16 protein-coding genes and 1 pseudogene are annotated in these 18,504 nt (G+C 65.5%); 10 read left to right on the top strand and 7 right to left on the bottom strand.

Annotation, left to right across the window (positions count from 1 at the left end; genetic code table 11):
• Positions 1 to 127 precede the first annotated feature (127 nt).
• A complete protein-coding gene (locus ACF073_RS32155; protein WP_392074959.1) occupies positions 128 to 3,229 on the top strand; it encodes a Tn3 family transposase in 3,102 nt (1,033 codons plus the stop codon).
• 309 nt (positions 3,230 to 3,538) lie between these two features.
• Here the strand turns inward: ACF073_RS32155 and ACF073_RS32150 are convergent, their stop codons facing one another.
• From ACF073_RS32150 to ACF073_RS32140, 3 genes are read right to left on the bottom strand one after another with little or no spacing between them, the layout of a single operon-like run.
• A complete protein-coding gene (locus tag ACF073_RS32150) occupies positions 3,539 to 5,458 on the bottom strand; it encodes a hypothetical protein (RefSeq protein WP_392074958.1) in 1,920 nt (639 codons plus the stop codon).
• A complete protein-coding gene (locus ACF073_RS32145) occupies positions 5,455 to 6,009 on the bottom strand; it encodes a hypothetical protein (protein ID WP_392074957.1) in 555 nt (184 codons plus the stop codon). Before ACF073_RS32145 ends, ACF073_RS32150 begins: the two co-directional genes overlap by 4 nt.
• Positions 6,010 to 6,022: 13 nt before the next feature.
• Positions 6,023 to 7,111: a dsDNA nuclease domain-containing protein gene (locus ACF073_RS32140; RefSeq protein WP_392074956.1), complete on the bottom strand. Its 1,089-nt coding sequence runs from the start codon at positions 7,109 to 7,111 to the stop codon at positions 6,023 to 6,025.
• Positions 7,112 to 7,718: 607 nt separating this feature from the next.
• On the opposite strand from ACF073_RS32140, the gene ACF073_RS32135 reads away from it, so the two are divergent.
• Both ACF073_RS32135 and ACF073_RS32130 read left to right on the top strand, forming a co-directional pair.
• Positions 7,719 to 8,615, top strand: a complete 897-nt coding sequence (locus tag ACF073_RS32135) for a DUF5655 domain-containing protein (protein ID WP_392075092.1) — start codon at positions 7,719 to 7,721, stop codon at positions 8,613 to 8,615.
• 787 nt (positions 8,616 to 9,402) lie between these two features.
• Entirely contained in the window at positions 9,403 to 10,575 is a 1,173-nt protein-coding gene (locus ACF073_RS32130) for a PP2C family protein-serine/threonine phosphatase (RefSeq protein ID WP_392074955.1), read from the top strand.
• 144 nt (positions 10,576 to 10,719) lie between these two features.
• Here ACF073_RS32130 and ACF073_RS32125 read toward each other — a convergent pair whose 3' ends face one another.
• Positions 10,720 to 10,896, bottom strand: coding sequence for a CsbD family protein (locus tag ACF073_RS32125; protein WP_392075091.1), 177 nt, complete (start codon positions 10,894 to 10,896; stop codon positions 10,720 to 10,722).
• A gap of 184 nt (positions 10,897 to 11,080) precedes the next feature.
• On the opposite strand from ACF073_RS32125, the gene ACF073_RS32120 reads away from it, so the two are divergent.
• Both ACF073_RS32120 and ACF073_RS32115 read left to right on the top strand, forming a co-directional pair.
• Entirely contained in the window at positions 11,081 to 11,248 is a 168-nt protein-coding gene (locus ACF073_RS32120) for a hydrophobic protein (RefSeq protein ID WP_392074954.1), read from the top strand.
• 337 nt (positions 11,249 to 11,585) lie between these two features.
• Positions 11,586 to 11,939 (top strand): PRC-barrel domain-containing protein, encoded by a 354-nt coding sequence (locus ACF073_RS32115; RefSeq protein ID WP_392074952.1) that lies wholly within the window; start codon positions 11,586 to 11,588, stop codon positions 11,937 to 11,939.
• 300 nt (positions 11,940 to 12,239) lie between these two features.
• Here the strand turns inward: ACF073_RS32115 and ACF073_RS32110 are convergent, their stop codons facing one another.
• A complete protein-coding gene (locus ACF073_RS32110; RefSeq protein WP_392074951.1) occupies positions 12,240 to 12,599 on the bottom strand; it encodes an ANTAR domain-containing protein in 360 nt (119 codons plus the stop codon).
• Between the two features lie 643 nt (positions 12,600 to 13,242).
• On the opposite strand from ACF073_RS32110, the gene ACF073_RS32105 reads away from it, so the two are divergent.
• From ACF073_RS32105 to ACF073_RS32095, 3 genes are all read left to right on the top strand, one after another.
• Positions 13,243 to 13,446, top strand: coding sequence for a hypothetical protein (locus ACF073_RS32105; RefSeq protein ID WP_392074950.1), 204 nt, complete (start codon positions 13,243 to 13,245; stop codon positions 13,444 to 13,446).
• A 119-nt stretch (positions 13,447 to 13,565) separates the two neighbouring features.
• Positions 13,566 to 14,072: a hypothetical protein gene (locus ACF073_RS32100; protein WP_392074949.1), complete on the top strand. Its 507-nt coding sequence runs from the start codon at positions 13,566 to 13,568 to the stop codon at positions 14,070 to 14,072.
• 175 nt (positions 14,073 to 14,247) lie between these two features.
• Positions 14,248 to 15,060, top strand: coding sequence for an SAM-dependent methyltransferase (locus ACF073_RS32095; protein WP_392074948.1), 813 nt, complete (start codon positions 14,248 to 14,250; stop codon positions 15,058 to 15,060).
• Positions 15,061 to 15,082: 22 nt separating this feature from the next.
• Here the strand turns inward: ACF073_RS32095 and ACF073_RS32090 are convergent, their stop codons facing one another.
• Entirely contained in the window at positions 15,083 to 16,051 is a 969-nt protein-coding gene (locus ACF073_RS32090) for a helix-turn-helix domain-containing protein (RefSeq protein WP_392074947.1), read from the bottom strand.
• An 80-nt stretch (positions 16,052 to 16,131) separates the two neighbouring features.
• On the bottom strand, positions 16,132 to 16,374 hold the full coding sequence (locus ACF073_RS32085; protein ID WP_392074946.1) for a DUF397 domain-containing protein: 243 nt from the start codon (positions 16,372 to 16,374) through the stop codon (positions 16,132 to 16,134).
• A gap of 766 nt (positions 16,375 to 17,140) precedes the next feature.
• On the opposite strand from ACF073_RS32085, the gene ACF073_RS32080 reads away from it, so the two are divergent.
• Both ACF073_RS32080 and ACF073_RS32075 read left to right on the top strand, forming a co-directional pair.
• Positions 17,141 to 17,986: an RNA polymerase sigma factor SigF gene (locus ACF073_RS32080; protein ID WP_392074945.1), complete on the top strand. Its 846-nt coding sequence runs from the start codon at positions 17,141 to 17,143 to the stop codon at positions 17,984 to 17,986.
• A gap of 402 nt (positions 17,987 to 18,388) precedes the next feature.
• Positions 18,389 to 18,504: pseudogene (locus ACF073_RS32075) on the top strand (IS5/IS1182 family transposase); the annotation flags it as partial.

Genomic DNA, 18,504 nt, shown 5'->3' with positions numbered 1-18,504 from the left:
CTTCGACGACGAATATTGCAGAACCGTGTGCTAGGCGCTGAACCGGTGGCGCAGCCGTTTGACTGACCGCGCCGCATGCCTTGAATCTGCTCGTCGTCGTAGTCGGATTTGCAGCGAGGCGTACAAGATGAGCACCAGCCCGAGCTATCCCCTGGGCCGGGATTACCCGTCGATTCCCGATGGAGACTTGCCAGCGGGCCTGTTGGCCTTCTTCGACCTCACCGAGTCCGAGGTCGAACTGATCCTGACCAAACGCGGGCCGCAGAACCGCTTGGGCTTCGCCATCCAGCTCACTTTCCTGCGGTCCCTGGGCCGACTCCCCAAACCGCAGGAGATCGCTTCCCTGCCACGGCCGGTCGTGGAACACGTGGCGGCCCAGCTCCACATCAGCGACGGCGTGGCCGTCCTGAGCACGTACGGTTCGCACGACGGGCTGACGCGGCGCCATGCAAAGGAGATCCGGTCGGCCTGTGGCTGGAAGCCATACAGCAAGGGCGAGACAGCGCTGAAAAGCATGCTGGTGTCGCGCGCCACGTACACGGAGGAAGGAGTCAAGGCCCTCCTGCGGCGCGCGGTCGCCTGGCTGCGGGAACAGCGCATCGAACTGCCCGGCGAGAGAACCCTCACCGATCTGGTCCGATCAGTACGAGGGGCGAGCGACCAAGAGATGTGGCAGGCACTCTTGGCCCCGTACGCGGACCGGCTGTCCGAGCTCGATCGACTGACCGCAGTCCCGGACAACGAGCGAAAGTCGCCGCTGGCTGAACTGCAGCGAGGGCCGGGCAAGCCCGCCTGGAGGAATCTCGCGGGCGCCTTCGCCCGGAACCACGAGGTCCAATCGCTGGGGCTGCCGCCCGCGGACACCCGCGTCTTCTCTGCCCGACGCCTGTCGCATCTCGCCCGGTTCGCCACAGAACATGAGGTGCAGAGGACGAAGCGGCGTGCCGCGACGGTGGCAGCAGTTGCCCGCTTGACCGAGACCGCTGCGGACGACGCAGTCGACATGCTGGTGCACCTGATCGCCAATGACCTGATCGGAAGAGCACGACGCAGGACCGAGAAGGAGCGATCCGCGATCTTTCCTGACCTGGCCCATTCTGCCGCCGTCATGAGGGAGGTAGGGAAAGACCTGCTTGACACGAGACACGAAAAGGTTGACGCCGAGACTGGAGAGATCATCCCTCCTGTGGCAGACACCATGACGGTGCGCGAATTCCTCGACAAACTTGAGGACATGCCCGCCTTCGAGGCAGCCGTCACGGTGGCGGGCGAACTGGCTCCCGCGATGGGATCCGATTCGGATGAGGCTCGCCGCGCCAAAATGATCAAGCGGATCGATCTCCTGAAGACGTACCTGCCGCACATCGTCGGAGGGCTGGCGTATCGGCACGGCACGCCGGAAGCCAGACACGTGCTGGACGCTCTGTGGTCGCTGACCGACCTGATCGACCGCCCCGCCATCAGCCGGGCCGAGGCCGATGAGCGTCTGTTGACCGGGTCGTGGAAAGAGCTGGCCCTCCGTGCGCCGCACCTATCGCCCGAGATGGTTGACACCGCCGCCTACGCCTTCTGCGTGGTGGAGCGGTTCTACTCCCGCCTCCTGCGGCGCGAGATCTTCGTCGAAGGTGCATCGAAGTGGGGTAACCCGGAAGCGGACTTGCCGTCGCCGAAGGAGTGGGCGGCGTCGCGGGCCTCTGTTTCGAAGAGCCTGGGGCTTCCATTGGACGCGGTCGCCCACCTGAAGCGACTGGGCCAAGAGCTCCATACCAAGACCCGCGCGATCGCGGAGCGCCTGCCGAAAGACCGACAGTTCCAAGTTAGTGACGGTGGCCGGCTTGTCCTGTCCACGGCACCTCTTCCCCCAGATCCTAGGGTTCGCAAGGTGACCGCGGAACTCGCGGGCTGGTTGCCCAAGGGGGACCTTCCTCAACTCATCCTGGAAGTTCTCACCTGGACCAAGGGCACCGAGGTCTTCACGACACCAAGCGGCGGGCCCCCGCGGCAATACGACTTCGATATCACCCTGTCCGCCGCACTGGTCGCTCTTGGCTGCAACGTTGGCGTCGAGGCGGTCGCCGGCAACTTCCCCGCACTGGACAGAAGGCACATCACCTACGTCATCGACAACTTCCTGCGACCGGATCATCTCGAAGCATTGAACAACCGCCTGCTGGCTCGGCAATCACAGCTCGCGGTCGCCGCATCGTGGAACGGCGGCCACATGGCATCCGTGGACGGCCAGCGCATGGTTGCACCTCCGAGTGCCATCCAGGCCCGCTTGTCGCCACACGGCACCGCCCACGTCACCCACCTCACCCTCCTGTCGGATCAGGCCATGGGACTCACGAACAAGGTCGTCGCCGGATCCGTCCACACCTGCTTGCACGTACTCGACGTCCTCAACGACCGTCGTACCAGCGCCCTCAAGGCCACCAGCACTCGGAGTCAGAACCGCCCGCAGGAACACCAGAAGATCGTCGCAGAGGCCAGCCCACACCAAGAAATCATCTTCGGCCTGCTCGCACTCTCCGGCTATACCTACACCCCTACAGCCGCCGATGTCACCGACATGACCCTCGCTCGTATGGACACGGCGGCTGACGAGGACTACGGCCCCCTGCAGCACGTCACCCGCAACAAGATCGACGCCGCTCTCATCGAACGACACTGGGACGACATGCTGCGTCTCGTCGGAGCGGTTCACCTCGGCCGTGTGCGGTCCGCAGACGCGATCCGCATGGTGATCCGAAACGGCAGCCCCACCCCCTTGGGCAAGGCACTCGCCCACTACGGGAAGATCTTCAAGACCGCACACATCCTGGATCTCATCGACAATCCCGATTACCGCCGTCAGATCGAAACACAGAGCAGCCGCCACGGCCAACGCCACGAGCTGGCCGCGAAGATCTATCACGGCACCGAAGACCGCATCCATCGCTACCAGACCGGGATGGAGGAACAGCTTGGTGCACTCGGGCTGGTCGTCAATATGGTGGTGCTGTTCAATACCGCCTACATCGACTTGTTCCTCCAGAAGAAGGCCAGCCACCTGCGGCCCGTTCCCGACGAAGTCGTCCGGAGCCTGTCCCCCTTCCTCTATCGGCACATCCACATGAAGGGCCGATACGCCTTCGAGATGCCCGAACTCTCCGACACCTCCATGCGGGCCGTCGAGGACCTGGACGAAGGCCCTTACGACGTGACGGACGACAACCTTGTCGCCAACTGACCTGCGGCGGGTCCGCATGTCTCCCGCAACACGGCGTCACCTCCACGAACGACACGGCGGAGGAGCGGCGAATGCGTCACCTTTCGTCCGCTCCGCACTATCTCTTCTTTGCGCGTTCGGTCACAGCAACCAGGGACCCCCTCTGATCTGCACCGATGGGGGCTATCACACGGTTCAGCAATCTTCGGCGTCGCACGGCTCGCCAGAGCATCCTGCCCGGACTCGCGGTCAACGCAGCCGGAGGCGTCGCAGGACCCGGGAGTATCCGGCAGGTCGACCGCGAAGACATCAACACTGCTGCAAGTCTGCCTACGGCGCTTCATACTCCGTGGGCATGCGGATTACCTGAATGGTCGCCGGATCCCGCGGTACCGGAACGGCCTGAGTGCTGATGACCTGGGTGCCCGTGGCCTGAGCTGCGTTTGCCAGATCTCGCAGGACGTCGTCGACCACGGTGTTGCCGATGCCCTGCTGGTATGGGTTGTCCAGGAGCAGCAGACCGGGGAAAGCGGCTTCTTCGTCGAGGTCAGATGCCAGGAAGAGAGTGGCGTAGCTGTAGGCCAAGAAGAAGAGCACCTTTGTCTCTGCCCCAAGGGCTTGATCCCAGGGGCGGGTGCCGACGTAAAAGGTGAGGTCACTGTCATTGATGGTGATGGCGCCCTTGACCCAGCCACGTTCACGGTAGCGGTGAAGGAATTCGTTCATGCGCTCGGCGAACACGGCGCATCGTTCGACAGAGGTGAGCGAAGCCGCGGCAACGGCGGCTGGCTCTTGGTCGAGCGCGTCGACGGCCTGTTGTGCAGCGGTAACGGCCTGACTGGCTACCAAGCGGCGTTGGAGGATTTCTTCGATAGCGGGAAAGGCTGTCATCTTCTGTTCGAGCTGGGCGATCTGGCCGGCCAGGTTCTCGAGAGTGGCCATGAAAGGAGCCAGCTGCGCGGCGCGTTGTTCATTGATGCGGTGCGCGAGCCGTGTCTGTTCGTCTTGAAGCTCTGCTCGGCGGGTGCGGGCCGTGTGCAGATCGAGGGCGGTGCGGGCGGTGACGTCTTCGAGGTCGGCGAGCTCCGACTTGAGCGACCGGATCTCCACTTGTGCCCGACGGCGACGCTGGTCGTCGCTGACCGGTTGGAAGCACAGGTAGCAGGCGCTCTCGTCGTGTTCTCGGTGTGGGTCGACCCGTTGCTCGCACGCCGGGCAGAGCCGTACGGGGAGGGCGTCGAAGATCTCCACGGAGGCGATAAGGCGTTCCATGCGGGTTACCTCGGAGGTGACCGTCTGGGCGGAGTAGGCGTGTTCGCTGGCGAGTTGTTCGAGCGCGACGACTTCGTCCACCGCGAGTCGCAGTCGCCTTGATACGTCTTCATACAAGCCCGTCAGGGACGAGCCGTATCCGGCTGCCGTCTCGGTAGTCGACGTTCCCTGCAAGAGGCTGTTGATCTCCTGCGTCAGTTCGTGACGTCGTTGGCGAACCCCGTCGAGTTGGGAAGTGACCTCTTCCCGTGCGGCAGCTACTTGGTCGAGGGTGCGGGCGACGGGGATACCGAGCCGTTCAGAGATGGCGGTGACGGCCTGCAAGGTGCTGTCCTGCACGTCGCGCTCCACTGCCTGGGCTACGGCAAGGCGCCGCTTGGCCTGGGCGACGGCGAAGTCCTTGGTGTCGTAGCGGGAGGGGGCAAAGCCGAGGAGCATGCTGATGACGCCGCGTCGGATGAATTCCTGTTCCTTGTTGGCGAAGGTCGTCCAGGATTCCTCGTTGCGGTAGAAGTGGCGCAGCAGATTCCGGAAGGACAGGGGCGTCAGTTCACTGGCTGTGGCCGGGTGGAGGCCCTTGGGTATGCGCAGGTTGGGCCAGCCCAGTTCGCGCAGAATCCAGTCGGAGAAGTCGGCGTCGGTCAGCTCGTCTCCGTCGACGTACACCTTGTTCATGCGCCCGTGCTGGAGGAGACGGGTCAGGACGCGAGGGTGGCCGTTGAGCCGTATCGCGGTGGAGACCTCGATGTACTCGTCGGATACGGCGGCACCGAGAGCATCGATCATCCCGCCACGGTCGCCGAAGCAGTAGTCGATGACCTTCAGCGTGGTGGTCTTGGAGCTGTTGCGTGGCCCGCTGAGAATGTTCAACACGCCGGTTCCGAAGGCGTACTCGTCGATCTCTGCGGTGTTGTGGACGAGCTTGACGGAGTCGATCCTGATCCCGCGGTCGGGATGAGCGGTCACGGGCTTTGTCATGGCCGGATCTCCTGCCGGAAGGGCGCGTTGCCGACCTCGTCTGGGAACAGGTCGTAGATCAGGTTTTTCAGGTCAGTACCCGACATCGCAGCGAGGTTTCCTCGCATGGCCTCACAGCGCCGCACCAGCGGCTGGAACTGGGTTGCCTCGGTGAGGCGTTGTGCGGTCCTCTTGCCGGCGGCTTTCAGTTTCAGTCGTTCAACCCGGTGGCTTGTGATGGTCACGAGATCCCTGGCCACGAGGAAGGCGAGGAACTGCCGGTAGCGCTGGTCCCAGGGCCCGTAGCGGTAGCGGATCATCGGTGCCTCGACCTCGGACGAGTCGGGGGCGAGAAACGCGGTTTCGGCATCTACGGCTTCCGGCAGCGCGGTGTGGGCCCGCTCCAGGAATCCTGGGTAGCGCACGAAGAAATCAAGCTTGGCGAACTTCGTCCGTCCCTCGATGTAGGGACCGGGCTCCTCACCACAGAGGTAGATGAGCAGCAGGAGCCGTGTTGCGTGAAAGTCAGGGGAGTCGTCCGGGTCCCAGGCGCGATACAGCGGGGGCACCACGCTACTGCCGATCTTATGAGGCATCGGCGTACCTGTTCTGGCAGCGTGCCGTGATGTCGGAAAGCACTGCGTGGGCCTCAGCGAGGGTGAACTGCCGACTGGTCACCTCGGGCAGCTCGCTCACCGCCACGAGCGTCTCGAAGTACGCCGCTGAGCCGGCGTCGAGACGTCCGGCGCGTCGTTTCGCCATCGTGAGCGTGCAGATGGCGTTGATCTGATCGGCCAAATCGTCGTACGCGCGGCGCCGGGTACCGACACTGGCGCGGTAGGTCCGGCGGTAGGCGAGCATGGCATCGTGCTGGGCTTCCGCCTCGGGCTCCGGTATTTCGGCAGTCTGCAGCTTGAACTTCAGTTTCATCAACAGTTCGGTGGAACCGTCTCGCCGTCGCCCAGTTGCTCTGCGCACGCTGTCGTCCAGGGCGCGGCCGAAGTCGTCCACAGTGAAGGTTCTCGGTCGCAGCTCAAGTGCGCTGCGGGCTATGTACCGGGAGATCAGCCAGATCATGACCTCCTCGACTTCCTCGTACAGCGGTTTCTCGCCCAGGCATGCTTCTACCAGTGGCGCCAGTCTCGTCATGGCCTCGGCCTCGACCTGGTCGATGGTGCGCGCCTCTACCAGAACATCCAGACGGTCGACACACCATCCGATGTCCCTGCCGTCCGGCAGTTGTACGCCTCCGAGTCTCCTGACGATGTCCGCGCGGGCGTCCGCGCTCACTGGGCCGCGAGGACGATCACGTTCCACGACGAACTCATGAAGGTCCCGCTGAGGCGTCTCGTTGACGATGAAGGTGAACCGAGTGCCGTCCGGCAGCGGCTTGCCCAGAAACAGCTTGCCCAGGTAGCTACTGTCTGCGGCCTTCTTCTCCTCCGGTCGGCAAACATTGGCGATACTGTGGCGCGTCCCGGCTTCCTCGATCGTCTTGACCTGCCGGTATACAGGTGCGCCGTCTCGATGACACAGGATGTCCTCCAGGTCCTCCCACGAGACCGCCGTCCACTGCCCTTCCAGCATGTCCAGGCAGTCCAGCAACGTGACGGCATCCTGATATGCGAACCCCCGCCTGCTCCGGCGGCCGCCGTCAGCAGGCGCGAGAGCCACGGCCGCCTCGTGTGCACTGACGCACGGCACTGGACCTTCGATTCACGGCAAAATGGCCTGCACGCACAGTTCCCCCCAGAAGCCACTTCGGAGCATGCAGTAGATCACCGCGTCACCCAGAACAGCAACGGTCGTGCAGATCATGAGCCTCGCTCCGCGTTCGTTCCGCTACAGACGCAGCTCGGCAGGAGAAGTGAAGGTGGCTGGCTCAGTCGTGGGCCAGGACGCTGCAAGAGAGCTGTCGGAGACGCGCGCTGGACTGCAGCTCGGAGCCGGCATGCCGATTATCTCGACGGCGAGGCGTTTGACTGCGAAGGCAGGGCGAAGGCGTAGTCCCGCTCAGGGGGATAGAGCAGGCGCTTAGAAGGCACGTGCTCTATCCACTGAGCTACGGGGGCTGACCTGGGGAAACGTAGTCACTCGGCGCTGTCTCCCGGAGCGTGGGGGACGCATGGGGGAATTGCTGGTTCCCGGTGACCGGGGGACGTGGGTGCTCTCCGGTCGTCTGTACTCAGGGTCTCACGTTACGGTCGTGGCTCTGGGGCTTCTCGCGGAAATAATCCCGCCCCGGCTTGGCGTTGGTGATCATCAAGCCGAGGAGGGGAAGGTGTCGGGCCTGAAACTGTTCCGTAGGGACGTGGCGCATACCGGCATGACCGAGGTCACGCCGCGTCTTGCTGAGGTCGAAGCCGATGTGCAGGGTCTCGTCGAGGCGCACATGGATACGTTGCTGGGCGTCCGGTTCCTGGCCAGCGAGTACAGCACCGGACCGGTGCACGGGGGCCGAATCGATTCGCTCGGGCTGGACGAGAACGGCTCGCCAGTCATCGTCGAGTACAAGCGTTCGACCGATGCGGGTGTGATCCACCAGGGCCTGTTCTATCTGGCGTGGCTGATGGACCATCGCGCTGAATTCGAGCGCCTGGTCCGCGACCGGCTCGGGGTGACGGCCGCGTCCCAGGTCCTGTGGAGCGGCCCGCGCCTGATCTGCGTCGCCGGCGACTTCACCCGCTACGACGTGCACGCTGTGCGCGAGCACCGGCGCTCGATCGACCTGGTCCGCTACCGACTCTTCGGCAGTGACCTGCTCGGCCTTGAGACGGTTGCCTCCGTGAGCGGTGGCATGGCGATGGGCCGCCGGGCGCGGCGCCATTCCGTTGCCCAGGCAGCGGTCGACGTCCAGGGCGCGGCGATGATGGAGTTGGCGGGCGCTGTCGACGAGGTCCTGCTCGGGCTCGGGGACGGCGTGAACCGCGTGGAACGCAAGCAGTACCGGGCGTATCAGCGGCTGCGGAACTTCGCCTGCCTGTGCCCGCCGCAGCGCAGCAAGCTGCTGGTCTACCTGAAGGTCGACCCGAAGGACGTCGACCTCGTTCCGGGTTTCACCCGGGACGTGTCGGGTCTCGGGCACCACGGGACGGGCGATCTGGAGGTCCAGCTCCGGACGCCGCGGGACGTGGAGCGGGCGCAGGATCTGTTCCGGGCGAGCTACGCGGAAGCGTGAACGGCTACGGCTGCGCATCTCACTCGACTGGCTGAGCTTGGTGTCGTGTTTGAGGGTGTGGGTGGCTTCTTTCGACGTCCGAGCAGGTAGTGGCGGTGGAGTATCTATGGTCCGCGGGATCGCCGGTTTGGCCAACCGGCGATCCTGGGCTATGTTGCCGCCGCGCCGGGATGAGGCGGCGCTCGTCCAGGCCGTGGGCCCGTGAGGTCCTGATGTGCATCGAGTCGTCCGGCATCTGCCGCACTGGCCTGGAAATCCTTGCCGCTGCGGCGCGGTGCCGCTGCCTCCGGGGGTCCCGCGTTAGTGCCATGACTGTCGTGACTGGATTCCCGCCGGATGGCGGGCAGGCTTCGTGGCGCACATCAACCTGCCCAGCACTACGTCGGGCCACCGACGCCTGCTGTTTCCGCTGCAACGGCATCACTGGCGACCGCGCCGACCGGGGCAGTGCCGGTCTCAGCCTTGCAGTATCCCGACCTGTTGAGCGGCACCGCACGCGCCTCGTGCAGCGGCTGGGGGCGTCCCAGGCAGCGGGCAGGGCTGAGGACCTCCTGGGGCGGCGTTGGGCTCCCGTGGCACGATGTGCTGTCCGTGTCATCCTCGGCGCGGACCTGCCATGCCTGGGGTTGGTTGCCTGGGTGCCATCGTGGAGTGGGGTGCCGGAGTGACCCTGGGTGAATCGGACACGGACGCCGGGCGGCCTTCTCGCCGGGATGTGCGCGGAGGTCACGATGGCGCCGCGACGACGGCGGCGGAACTGTTGCAGGCGGCCGAGAGCGCGCCGCCGGTGGAATCACTTGATGTGGTCGCCAGGATCCTGCAGAAGCGGCTCGGGGCGCTCTCGGTGTCGTTCCTGATCACCGACTTCACCGGAAGCTCGGTGGTCCGTCTGGGAGCCGCCGGCACGATCGACACGGGTGGGCGGGCTCGGCGGATCCCGTTGGCGGGAACCGTCTACGACGACGTGATCCGCACCCAGCGTCCCACGGTGGAGCACACCGGCGGGCAAGCACGGGTCGTGGCACCGGTGACCAACCGCGGGGATGCCATCGGGCTGCTGGAGCTCTACCTGCCGGTGGCGCCGGATGCGCGGGTGTTGGAGGAGATCGGTGAGGCGGCGCACGCGCTGGCGTACATCGTCATCGCCAACCGGCCCTTCACCGACCTGTACCAGTGGGGCCGGCGCACCCTGCCGCTGAGTCTTGCCGCAGAGATCCAGCACCGCCTGCTTCCGTCGTCGCTGACGTGCGAGGCTGCCCAGTTCGCGGTCGCCGGAGCGCTCGAACCCGCGGACCACGTCGGAGGCGACACCTTCGACTACGTCCTGGACCGCGACACCGTGCAGTTGTCGATCACCGACGCCATGGGTCACGACGTGGCCGCCGCGATGCTGGCCACGCTGGCTGTCAGCGCCCTGCGCCGGGCCCGACGAGCAGGCGCCGACCTGGTGGAACAGGCGTTCCAGGCCGACAAGGCGCTGCGGGAGCACGAACAGACGGGATATGTGACCGGTCAGCTCCTGCGCATCAATCTGCGCGACGGCACAACCGAGTTCGTCAACGCGGGCCACCCCTGGCCGCTGCGGCTGCGCGACGGCCGGGTGGAAGAGATCACTCCCAAGGTCGACCTTCCCTTCGGCTTCCACCCGTTGCACGACTACCGGGTGCAGACACTGGACCTGCGGCCCGGCGACCGGCTGGTGCTGCTCAGCGACGGCATGCTCGAACGCCACGCCAAAGCCCTGGATCTCCCCGGCGCGATCGTCGGTACCCGGGACCTTCATCCGCGAGAGGCCGCCCGTGCCCTGATCGGCGCGGTCCTCGAAGCCGGCGAAGGCCACCTGACGGACGACGCGACCGTCATCTGCCTGGACTGGCACGGCACCGACACCTCCCGGCGCACCGCCGACACCGGCGCCAACCTCGCCGACGCCTCCGCAGCGTCCCCGCAACAACCCTGACCGCACTACTGCGGCTCCGCCCGGCAACCACATGGCCAGGCGGCAGCACCAGGAGGACGAACGTGGAGGGGCAGCGGTTGGAGCAGTGCGAGACAGCACAGATCCCGGGCGTCGTGTGATGCCCGGGATCTGTGGTGGTGCGGCCTACTTGGGCTTGATCGCGTCCTTGGCCTTCTCCTTGGCCGCGCGCAGGTCGCCCTTGGACTCCTCGGCCTTCCCTTCGGCCTTCAGGCGCTCGTTGCCGACAGCCCCGCCGACAGTCTTCTTGACCTTGCCCCTGGCCTGCTCGCCCTTGGCCTGAGCCTTCTCGTCCGCAGCCACAGCCACTCACTCCTGCCTCGCTCGGAATTCACGTACGCTCTCCGGATGACCCCCGGCGGCATTTCCAAACCTGAGGGCTTGCCGCACCGCCAGGTCGCTGCCGGCGGAGTTATTAAACCTTTATCGGATCCTTGGGAGTGGAGATCGTTCCGCGGGACACACGGTGGCTCGGAGGTTGATAACTATGGTTCCCGTTCTGCTTGTTCTTCTTCTTGCTCTGATTCTCTTCGGTGCCGGTTTCGCGCTCAAGGCCCTGTGGTGGATCGCGGTCATCGTGCTGATCGTGTGGGTCCTCGGGTTCGTGATCCGTCCCACCAGCGGCGGCAGGCGCGGCCGCTGGTACCGCTGGTAGGCGGCCCCCAACAGCCCATCCGCCAGGGGGGTCCCGACGCCAAGGCGTCGGGACCCCCCTGGCGGCGTTCTGGTGCTGCTGTCGTGAGGGGAGCGGTTTTCCTGTCGATCCGGGGTACAGGAAGTAAACGGCCGGAGACGGCCGTGACGCCGGGAACCACGGCCTCCAGCACGCCGTCTCCGGTCGTCCCGTCTTTTCAGGACGCGAAGGTGTGAGCCGCGAAAGCCGGGGCACCTGGCATTCTGAGGGAACGTCACCTATTGGAAGGCGTCCCGGAAAAGCGAACCCGCGGTATAGCTGTGGGGCGTAGCGAATCTCTGCAAGGGAGCCGTGTAATATGAGTGACAGCATCTGGGGCTACCAGCCGACCACCGGCTACACCGCGGGCACCGACCTGACCGGCTACAAGGTCGAGGCCACCGACGGCAGCATCGGCAAGGTCGACAAGCACTCCGACGACGTCGACTCCGCCTACCTCGTCGTCGACACCGGCGTGTGGATCTTCGGCAAGCACGTCCTGCTGCCCGCCGGCACCGTGCGCACGGTCGACCCGGACGAGCGCAAGATCTACGTCAACCTCACCAAGGACCAGATCAAGGACTCCCCGGAGTTCGACAAGGACAAGCACCTCGGCGACGCCGGCTACCACCAGCAGGTCGGCGGCTACTACGAGACCCACCGGGGCATCTGACCCCACGCCGCAGCACGGGAGGGGCCCGCCAGAGAACACACTGGCGGGCCCCTCCCGTGCTGCCCCTGACCTAGGACGGCGTGCAGTCGGGGTACCGGCCCCGGTATAGCTGACACGACTGCCTGGTGGAGGCCGTGTGCTTGCGGGTGTCGCTCAGTCTGTGTCCCCCATATGGCTGATGCGGCAGGGCCGTGTAACCGTCCGCCCAGGTCGCGAGCACGAACGGACCGGAACGGCCGTTGTGCGCCGCGCACTCACCCTGCCCGGCCTGCGTCCTTGACGGATGCGTTCACTCCCAGGTCACGCATGTCCGTTCAACTGGGACAGGCGGCAGGAGGTGCGGTGCCGCCAGCGTTGCAAGGCGGCCTCCAGTTCTCTGTGCACCGGCGCCGACATCGGTCGTGCGCCCAGGGCCCAGCCGGTGATCTCGTCGGCGACGGCATGAAGTTTGACGTTGGCGTGCTGCGAGACCTCGCGCAGCACGTGCCACCCGTCGGCCGGGGGTGTCCGGTGCACCGCCATGAGCACGCCGATCGCCTGGTCGATCACTGCGTGGGAATCGACCGCCTGCCGCAACTGCGCGTTCTCCTCTTGCAGTCGGGCCATCTTCTCCTCGTTCTGAGGATCGTCCGGGGCGGACGGTTCACGCGGTGGCTGCATGAAGGAGTCCTCTGAAACCGGGGACAGGGCCGTAGGAACAGTTGCCCCGCCAAAGCGACGCCAGCCCCCCGTATTCGCATTTTCGCGCTCGACGCAGGCGGTGTCCCCTCGCCGCCGCGGCGGCGAAGGGACACCAGGGGCTGCTGTCCCAACCCATGCCCGGCTGGCCACAGACACCTCCCTCACACGCACCCGCCGCAAGCTTTCGAGCGACTCCTCGTCGCCGAGGGCGACCGGCGCCGTGTGCGCATCGAACTGTACGAGCCTGAGCCCGAACTCGAGGTGTATGTCTGCGGCTGACCTCGCCACTGGCGACTCGGTCGCGCGGGACCTGGTCCTGTTCGCCGGAGAACGACCGCCACGTACGGTTAGGTTTCGCTTTGCGATCGATCGATGCCGATGTTCGAGCACATCCGACTGAACCGGCAAGTGCGACAAGAATGAGATTTCATGCGGGACGTAACGACCCTGAACCCCTTCTGCGGCGCGGTAGCTTTACTTCACGCCCCGAATCCAGGGCCCGCCCGGGAAAGTGCGTCACCACAATCCCGGGGACGATAAGTCCGAAGGAAACGAAAAAATGCTCGAACCATCTCGCCGAGGGCGCCTGCAGCTGCCCTCCGGGTACTTTCACGGTATCAGCTTGAATATCACTGGCGCGGAGCTTCACGATGCCCCCGGCGGCCTCGTCATGGTCCGGTTGAGTGCCCTCCTCGCCGCGTTCACCCTCGCGTGGACCCTCATCACGGACACCGTTGTCGACACGACCGAGTCCGCCTTCGTCGTCACCCTGCTCGGCTTCGCCTGGCATGCCGGCGTGCAGGTCACCTGGGGTCGGAGCAAGTAGCCCCCGTTTCCGCCCCGCGCCCGTCAGGTCGCGGGGCCCTCTCGCCGCTGGCCAGTCCAACGAGCGGCATCAAGCATCACGATCAAAGCAGAGACCCTGCACGCCTGAGGAGCGCCCTCATGCTCTCCACCCCTCGATCGAGTGTGCCGCCCATCGACGCATCGGCTCACCCCGCCACGTGGAAGAAGCCCTCTCCTGGCGCCGCGCTGCTCGGCTACAGCGCTTTCGCCGAACGAAACCAGCCACGTTACGACAGTTATGCCCAGGCCAGGCTTGTGCGGAAAGCGGACGTGACGGCTGTCGTACAGGCCACGCTGTCTTTCGCACTCAAGCGCTGGGAGTGGCTGTTGATTCAGCCCCGTCTCGCGGCGGTCGTCTGGGCGGAACTACGCTGCCAGGTCAGCCGTCAGGCCGATGAAGCCGAGCCCCAGGACGTCACCGGTGCAGCCGCCCTGTACAGCAGCCTGCCTGTGACCAGCGCTGACAGCGCGCTGCTGTGTTGGCGGGTCGGACTGACCGCCGGTGAGGCAGCCGAGCTCATGGGACTTGAGCAACCCGCCGTCGAGGCCGCCCTTCGAGTTGCCCGCCGGATTCACCCTCACCTGGCCACCAGGGGTGCCCTCTAACGCGCACCTCCGAATGCGCCCCGGACGCACACTCCATGGCGGGCGCGCCTCCCCGCTACCTTTCGCCACCACGCGCCACCTCTCACTCCTACAGGTGGTGGTGCGCTGGCGTCTGCCCTCCTAGGATGGGCAGTCACACATCGAACGCGGCGGGAACGGCGAGGGGACACGTCCGTTGGCGGAGCAGAACCGTGTGGTCGATCTGTCGGTGCCAAGCGCGGCCCGAATGTACGACTGGCTACTGGGCGGAAGTAACAACTTTGAAGTCGACCAGGAAGCATGCGAAATGCTTCTGGAAGTCGCGCCCACATCGCGCGAGATCGCGCTCATCAACCGCCGGTTTCTGCAACGCGTGGTGCACGTACTCGCCCACGAGCACGGCATAAGGCAGTTCATCGACTTCGGCTCGGGCCTGCCGACGCAACGCAACGTGCACCAGATCGCCCAGGAAGTCGACTCTGAGGCTCGCGTCGTCTACATCGACAACGATCCCGTCGTGCTGGCACTCGGCCAGTCACTGCTGGACGAGAACGACAACACCACGATTCTTCCTGTCGACATGACAGACACTCAGAGAATCTTCGCGCACAAGGACCTGAACCGGCTTATCGACTTCTCCGAGCCGGTGGCCGCCCTGTTCGTCTCCGTGCTGCACTGCCTGCCCGACAGCGCCGGCCCCAAGCAGCTCGTCGAGCGAGTCATCGACCGGCTCGCGCCCGGCAGCTTCGTCGTCGTGTGCCAGCTTGTCAGCGACGACCCGCAGGTCCGCGATGACGTCACCGAACTTATGCGAGCCCAGACTCACGACAACTGGGGGCGCGTACGCGAGAAAGCAGACGTCGAGGAGATGTTCGCAAACCTCGTCGCGCTGGAGCCAGGTCTCGTCGATGTGAGTGACTGGCGACCTGACTCCGAGCTTCACCAGCGCCAACGCAGCATTGAATGGACAGAGTACGGAGGGCTGGGCATGGTGCCGCCCCAGCGGTAGGCGGCAAGAGCAGGACGAAGCGTTACGAGTAGCGCTTGATGGCCTTGTCCAGCATGAGTCGGCTCTTCGCCGGTGACGCGCATCCCTCGCCCTGGATCCGCAAGAGCAGCTGAAGGTGCCGTTCGTAGTCGTTCTGCCTGGGTGTCGGAGGCTTGTTGGGGTCCCTGCGCTTCGGGGCCGGCCTCGTGAAGTAGTCGGCCTTCTCGTACTGCTCGGCGTAGACGAAGCCAGGCAGGCCGCCGCGGCCGAACTCCAGCTGCGCCATGGAACCCGCCATCGCCGCTGCGTTGCCCGCGATCATCCGGCTGGAGAGCACGAAACGGATCGTAATGTGCGGCAGATCTGACATCTCGCGCAAGTAGGTCATCTGCTCGCGCATGACGTTCTTGGTGCCGGCCTTCCGGACCAGGACCGACTGATCCATCACGACGACACATTGTGGTGGGTCGGGCTGCCCCAGGACCCGAAGCTGGCGCTCACGGCGTTGGGCAAGACGCAACTCCACCTCAGGACCGTCCCACTCGCTGAGGTGCAGACCCGTGCGGATGATGTGCTCGGTGTACCCCGGCGTCTGCAACAGTCCGGGGACCAGACGTACGTCGTACGTCGTGATGGTGATGGCCATCGACTCAAGGCCGAGGAGGCGGTGAAGGTACTCCGGCGTGCAGTCGCTGAACCGGTGCTGGAACCATTCTGGCTCCATGGCTCGTGAGAGCAGCACGCTGAGCGTGTCCCGGGTGTCTGTGTCAGGCTCCAAGACGTTGATCACCGCATCGACAGTGCGACGCATGGGTGTCGCCTCTGCAGTTTCCAGACGATTGATCGTCGAGACCGAGACATGAATGGCCTGCGCAAGACTCTTCTGCGTCAGGCCGGATTTTTCGCGTAGCTCCCTAACCGTGCGGCCCAACATGATGTTTGCCGCCGTCTTCGTCCAGTCTGGCCCGGTGGACCGGGCCAGACGGACAACCGGATTCAAGTCCGAGGACACGCTTGCTCCTTACCGAAGTGCCACATCCGCATGATGACACGCCGGACGCGGGGAGTGGTGCCCGAACTTGTATTCCCATGCTACTGGTTGAGGACGGCGAAGGAATCAAACTCGCCTTTCTTCGCACCGTCGAGGAAGGCGTCCATCTCGTCGGCGGTAAAGACCAGGGCAGGCCCGCCGGGGTCGGTCGAGTTCCGCAGCGCCACGCTGCCCTGCGGGAGCTTCAAGGCTTCGACGCACGTGCCGTTGGCTTCGCTCTTGCGGCTCTTCACCCACTGCCCCGGCATCAGGTTCGCAGGCGTCCCGTTTGTGAAGTTCTGCATCGAAAAAATTTCCCATCTGTTCGATGATCCTATTTCTGTTTCCGTTTCGCAGCCTGCTGGTCGGCCCAGGTGGGAGCCCCGTGAAAACCCGTCATGAAATTTCATAGGCGGCGTGCACGGAATGCTAGCCACTCAAAATCGAACAGCGCCGTCCCACGAAAGGGTGGGACGTCGTCTCCGCCGAGGTGGTGCGTCGCCGGGCTCAGCGGCATCGGCCAAGGAGAGGAAGCGGGCTCGGCGGTAGAGGGATTGCTGGAGGATCCTGATGCGGGCTCCCGGTTGCCCGTGAGGCTGTCCGAGGATCAGGCGTTCGCCGCCGATCCGGCGTGGTCCTGGACGCGCCCAAACGGATCGGTACGTCTACGAGCGGCATGCACGTCGACATCCTCAGCGGCGATCCCTGGGCCCGTTGACGGCAGGGCAGCGGGCCGGATGGGAGCGGCTGATGCCCGCCCGGCAGTGGCTCGTGGAATCGGTCGGGATCAAGTCCCCAGGGGAGGGCGAGCCGGTGCCGGGAGCGGCCCGGTCACGGGACGCACTGTGGGAGGCGAACCTCGCCGCGGCCCGGCAGATCCACGCGCGCGAGGGACACCTCCAGGTCCCCCGGCAGCACGTCGAAATCGCCGGGGACGCCACGGCCCGGTCCCGGAAGATTGTCTGTGCCGTCGTGGGTGTGAGCGCGGGGAGAAAGGGTAGACGCGCGTTCGGCGCCGGCCGGTTGCGGTTGGCCGTGGCGACGGGTGAGACCTTCTGGAGGGGACCCAGCATGGCGTCCATGAGCATGACGGCATTCGGTACGCGGACCACCAGCCTGCCCGAGGTCGCCGACCCCTCCAAGGTGGCGCCCAAGGATGCCCGCCAGCTCTCCCGGCTGTTCTTCGAACAGCTGGCAGTGCTGGAGGAGGGAACCCACGAGCACAGCTACGCCCGCAACACGCTGATCGAGATGAACATGTCCCTGGTGCGCTTCGCGGCCGGCCGCTACCGCAGCCGCGGCGCAGACGAGATGGAGGACATCGTCCAGGTCGGCATGATCGGCCTGATCAAGGCCATCGACCGCTTCGAGCTCTCCCGCGAGGCCGAGTTCACCTCCTTCGCCATCCCCTACATCGTCGGCGAGATCAAGCGCTTCTTCCGCGACACCACCTGGGCCGTCCACGTACCCCGCCGGCTCCAGGAAGCCCGCGTCCAGCTCGCCAAGGCGACGGAGGAACTCCGCAGCCTCCAGGACCGCGAACCGACGGTCAAGGAGCTGTCGGAGCTGATGAGCCTCTCCGAGAACGACGTTGTCGAGGCCCGGCTGGCCTCGAACGGCTACAACTCCGCCTCCCTGGACGCCGCGATCGGCGGCAGCGAAGACGGCGAGAGCGCCCTGCAGGACTTCATCGGCATGGACGACGCCGCTCTGGAACTGGTCGAGGACTTTCACGCCCTGGCCCCGCTAGTCGCCGAACTCGACGAACGCGCCCGGCAGATCATCCACATGCGGTTCGTCGAGGAACTCACCCAGGCCCAGATCGGCGAACGTCTCGGCGTCTCCCAGATGCACGTCTCCCGGCTCCTGTCCCGCTGCCTGGCTCGCCTCCGTGAAGGCATGCTCACCAGCCAGTAGGCACGGCGGGAGGGCTGCCAGGCCGACGGAGGCATGGCAGGTGCCCGGAGCGGCCCCGTGGGCGGCGTGACCGGCCTGCGCCAGGACCACGTCAGCGCGTGACGCGCAGCCGAGCGCGTGCCCTCGTTCCCTGCATGGAGCCGACCCGCGGGGGCAAGACCGGATCCGGGCTCCCGCGTCACGTCGACGGCACTGGCCTCCTGGCGCACCCGCAGTTCATCAGCGTCCTCGTCGGACGACGCCAGACCGAACCCGGCACGCACAAGCGTCCGCGGACATCCCTCAACAGCCCAGCCCGTCATCGTCATCCACAGTATTCTCTTCGACACCCCAGCCGGTGCGGGCCAGGGACGCCTAGGCAGTGTCTTCAAATGATCTTGCCTGGTGGATCATGGTGGCGTGATACGTCGTCATGAACTGTCTGATGCCGAGTGGGAGTTCGTCCGGCCGTTGCTGCCCGAGTCGTTGCGGGGGCGGAAGCGGCTGGACGACCGCAGGGTCCTGAACGGGATCGTGTG

The organism is Streptomyces sp. NPDC015171 (genome assembly GCF_043079545.1).
Lineage (GTDB): Bacteria > Actinomycetota > Actinomycetes > Streptomycetales > Streptomycetaceae > Streptomyces.
This window is presented reverse-complemented; position numbering and strand designations above follow the sequence as displayed.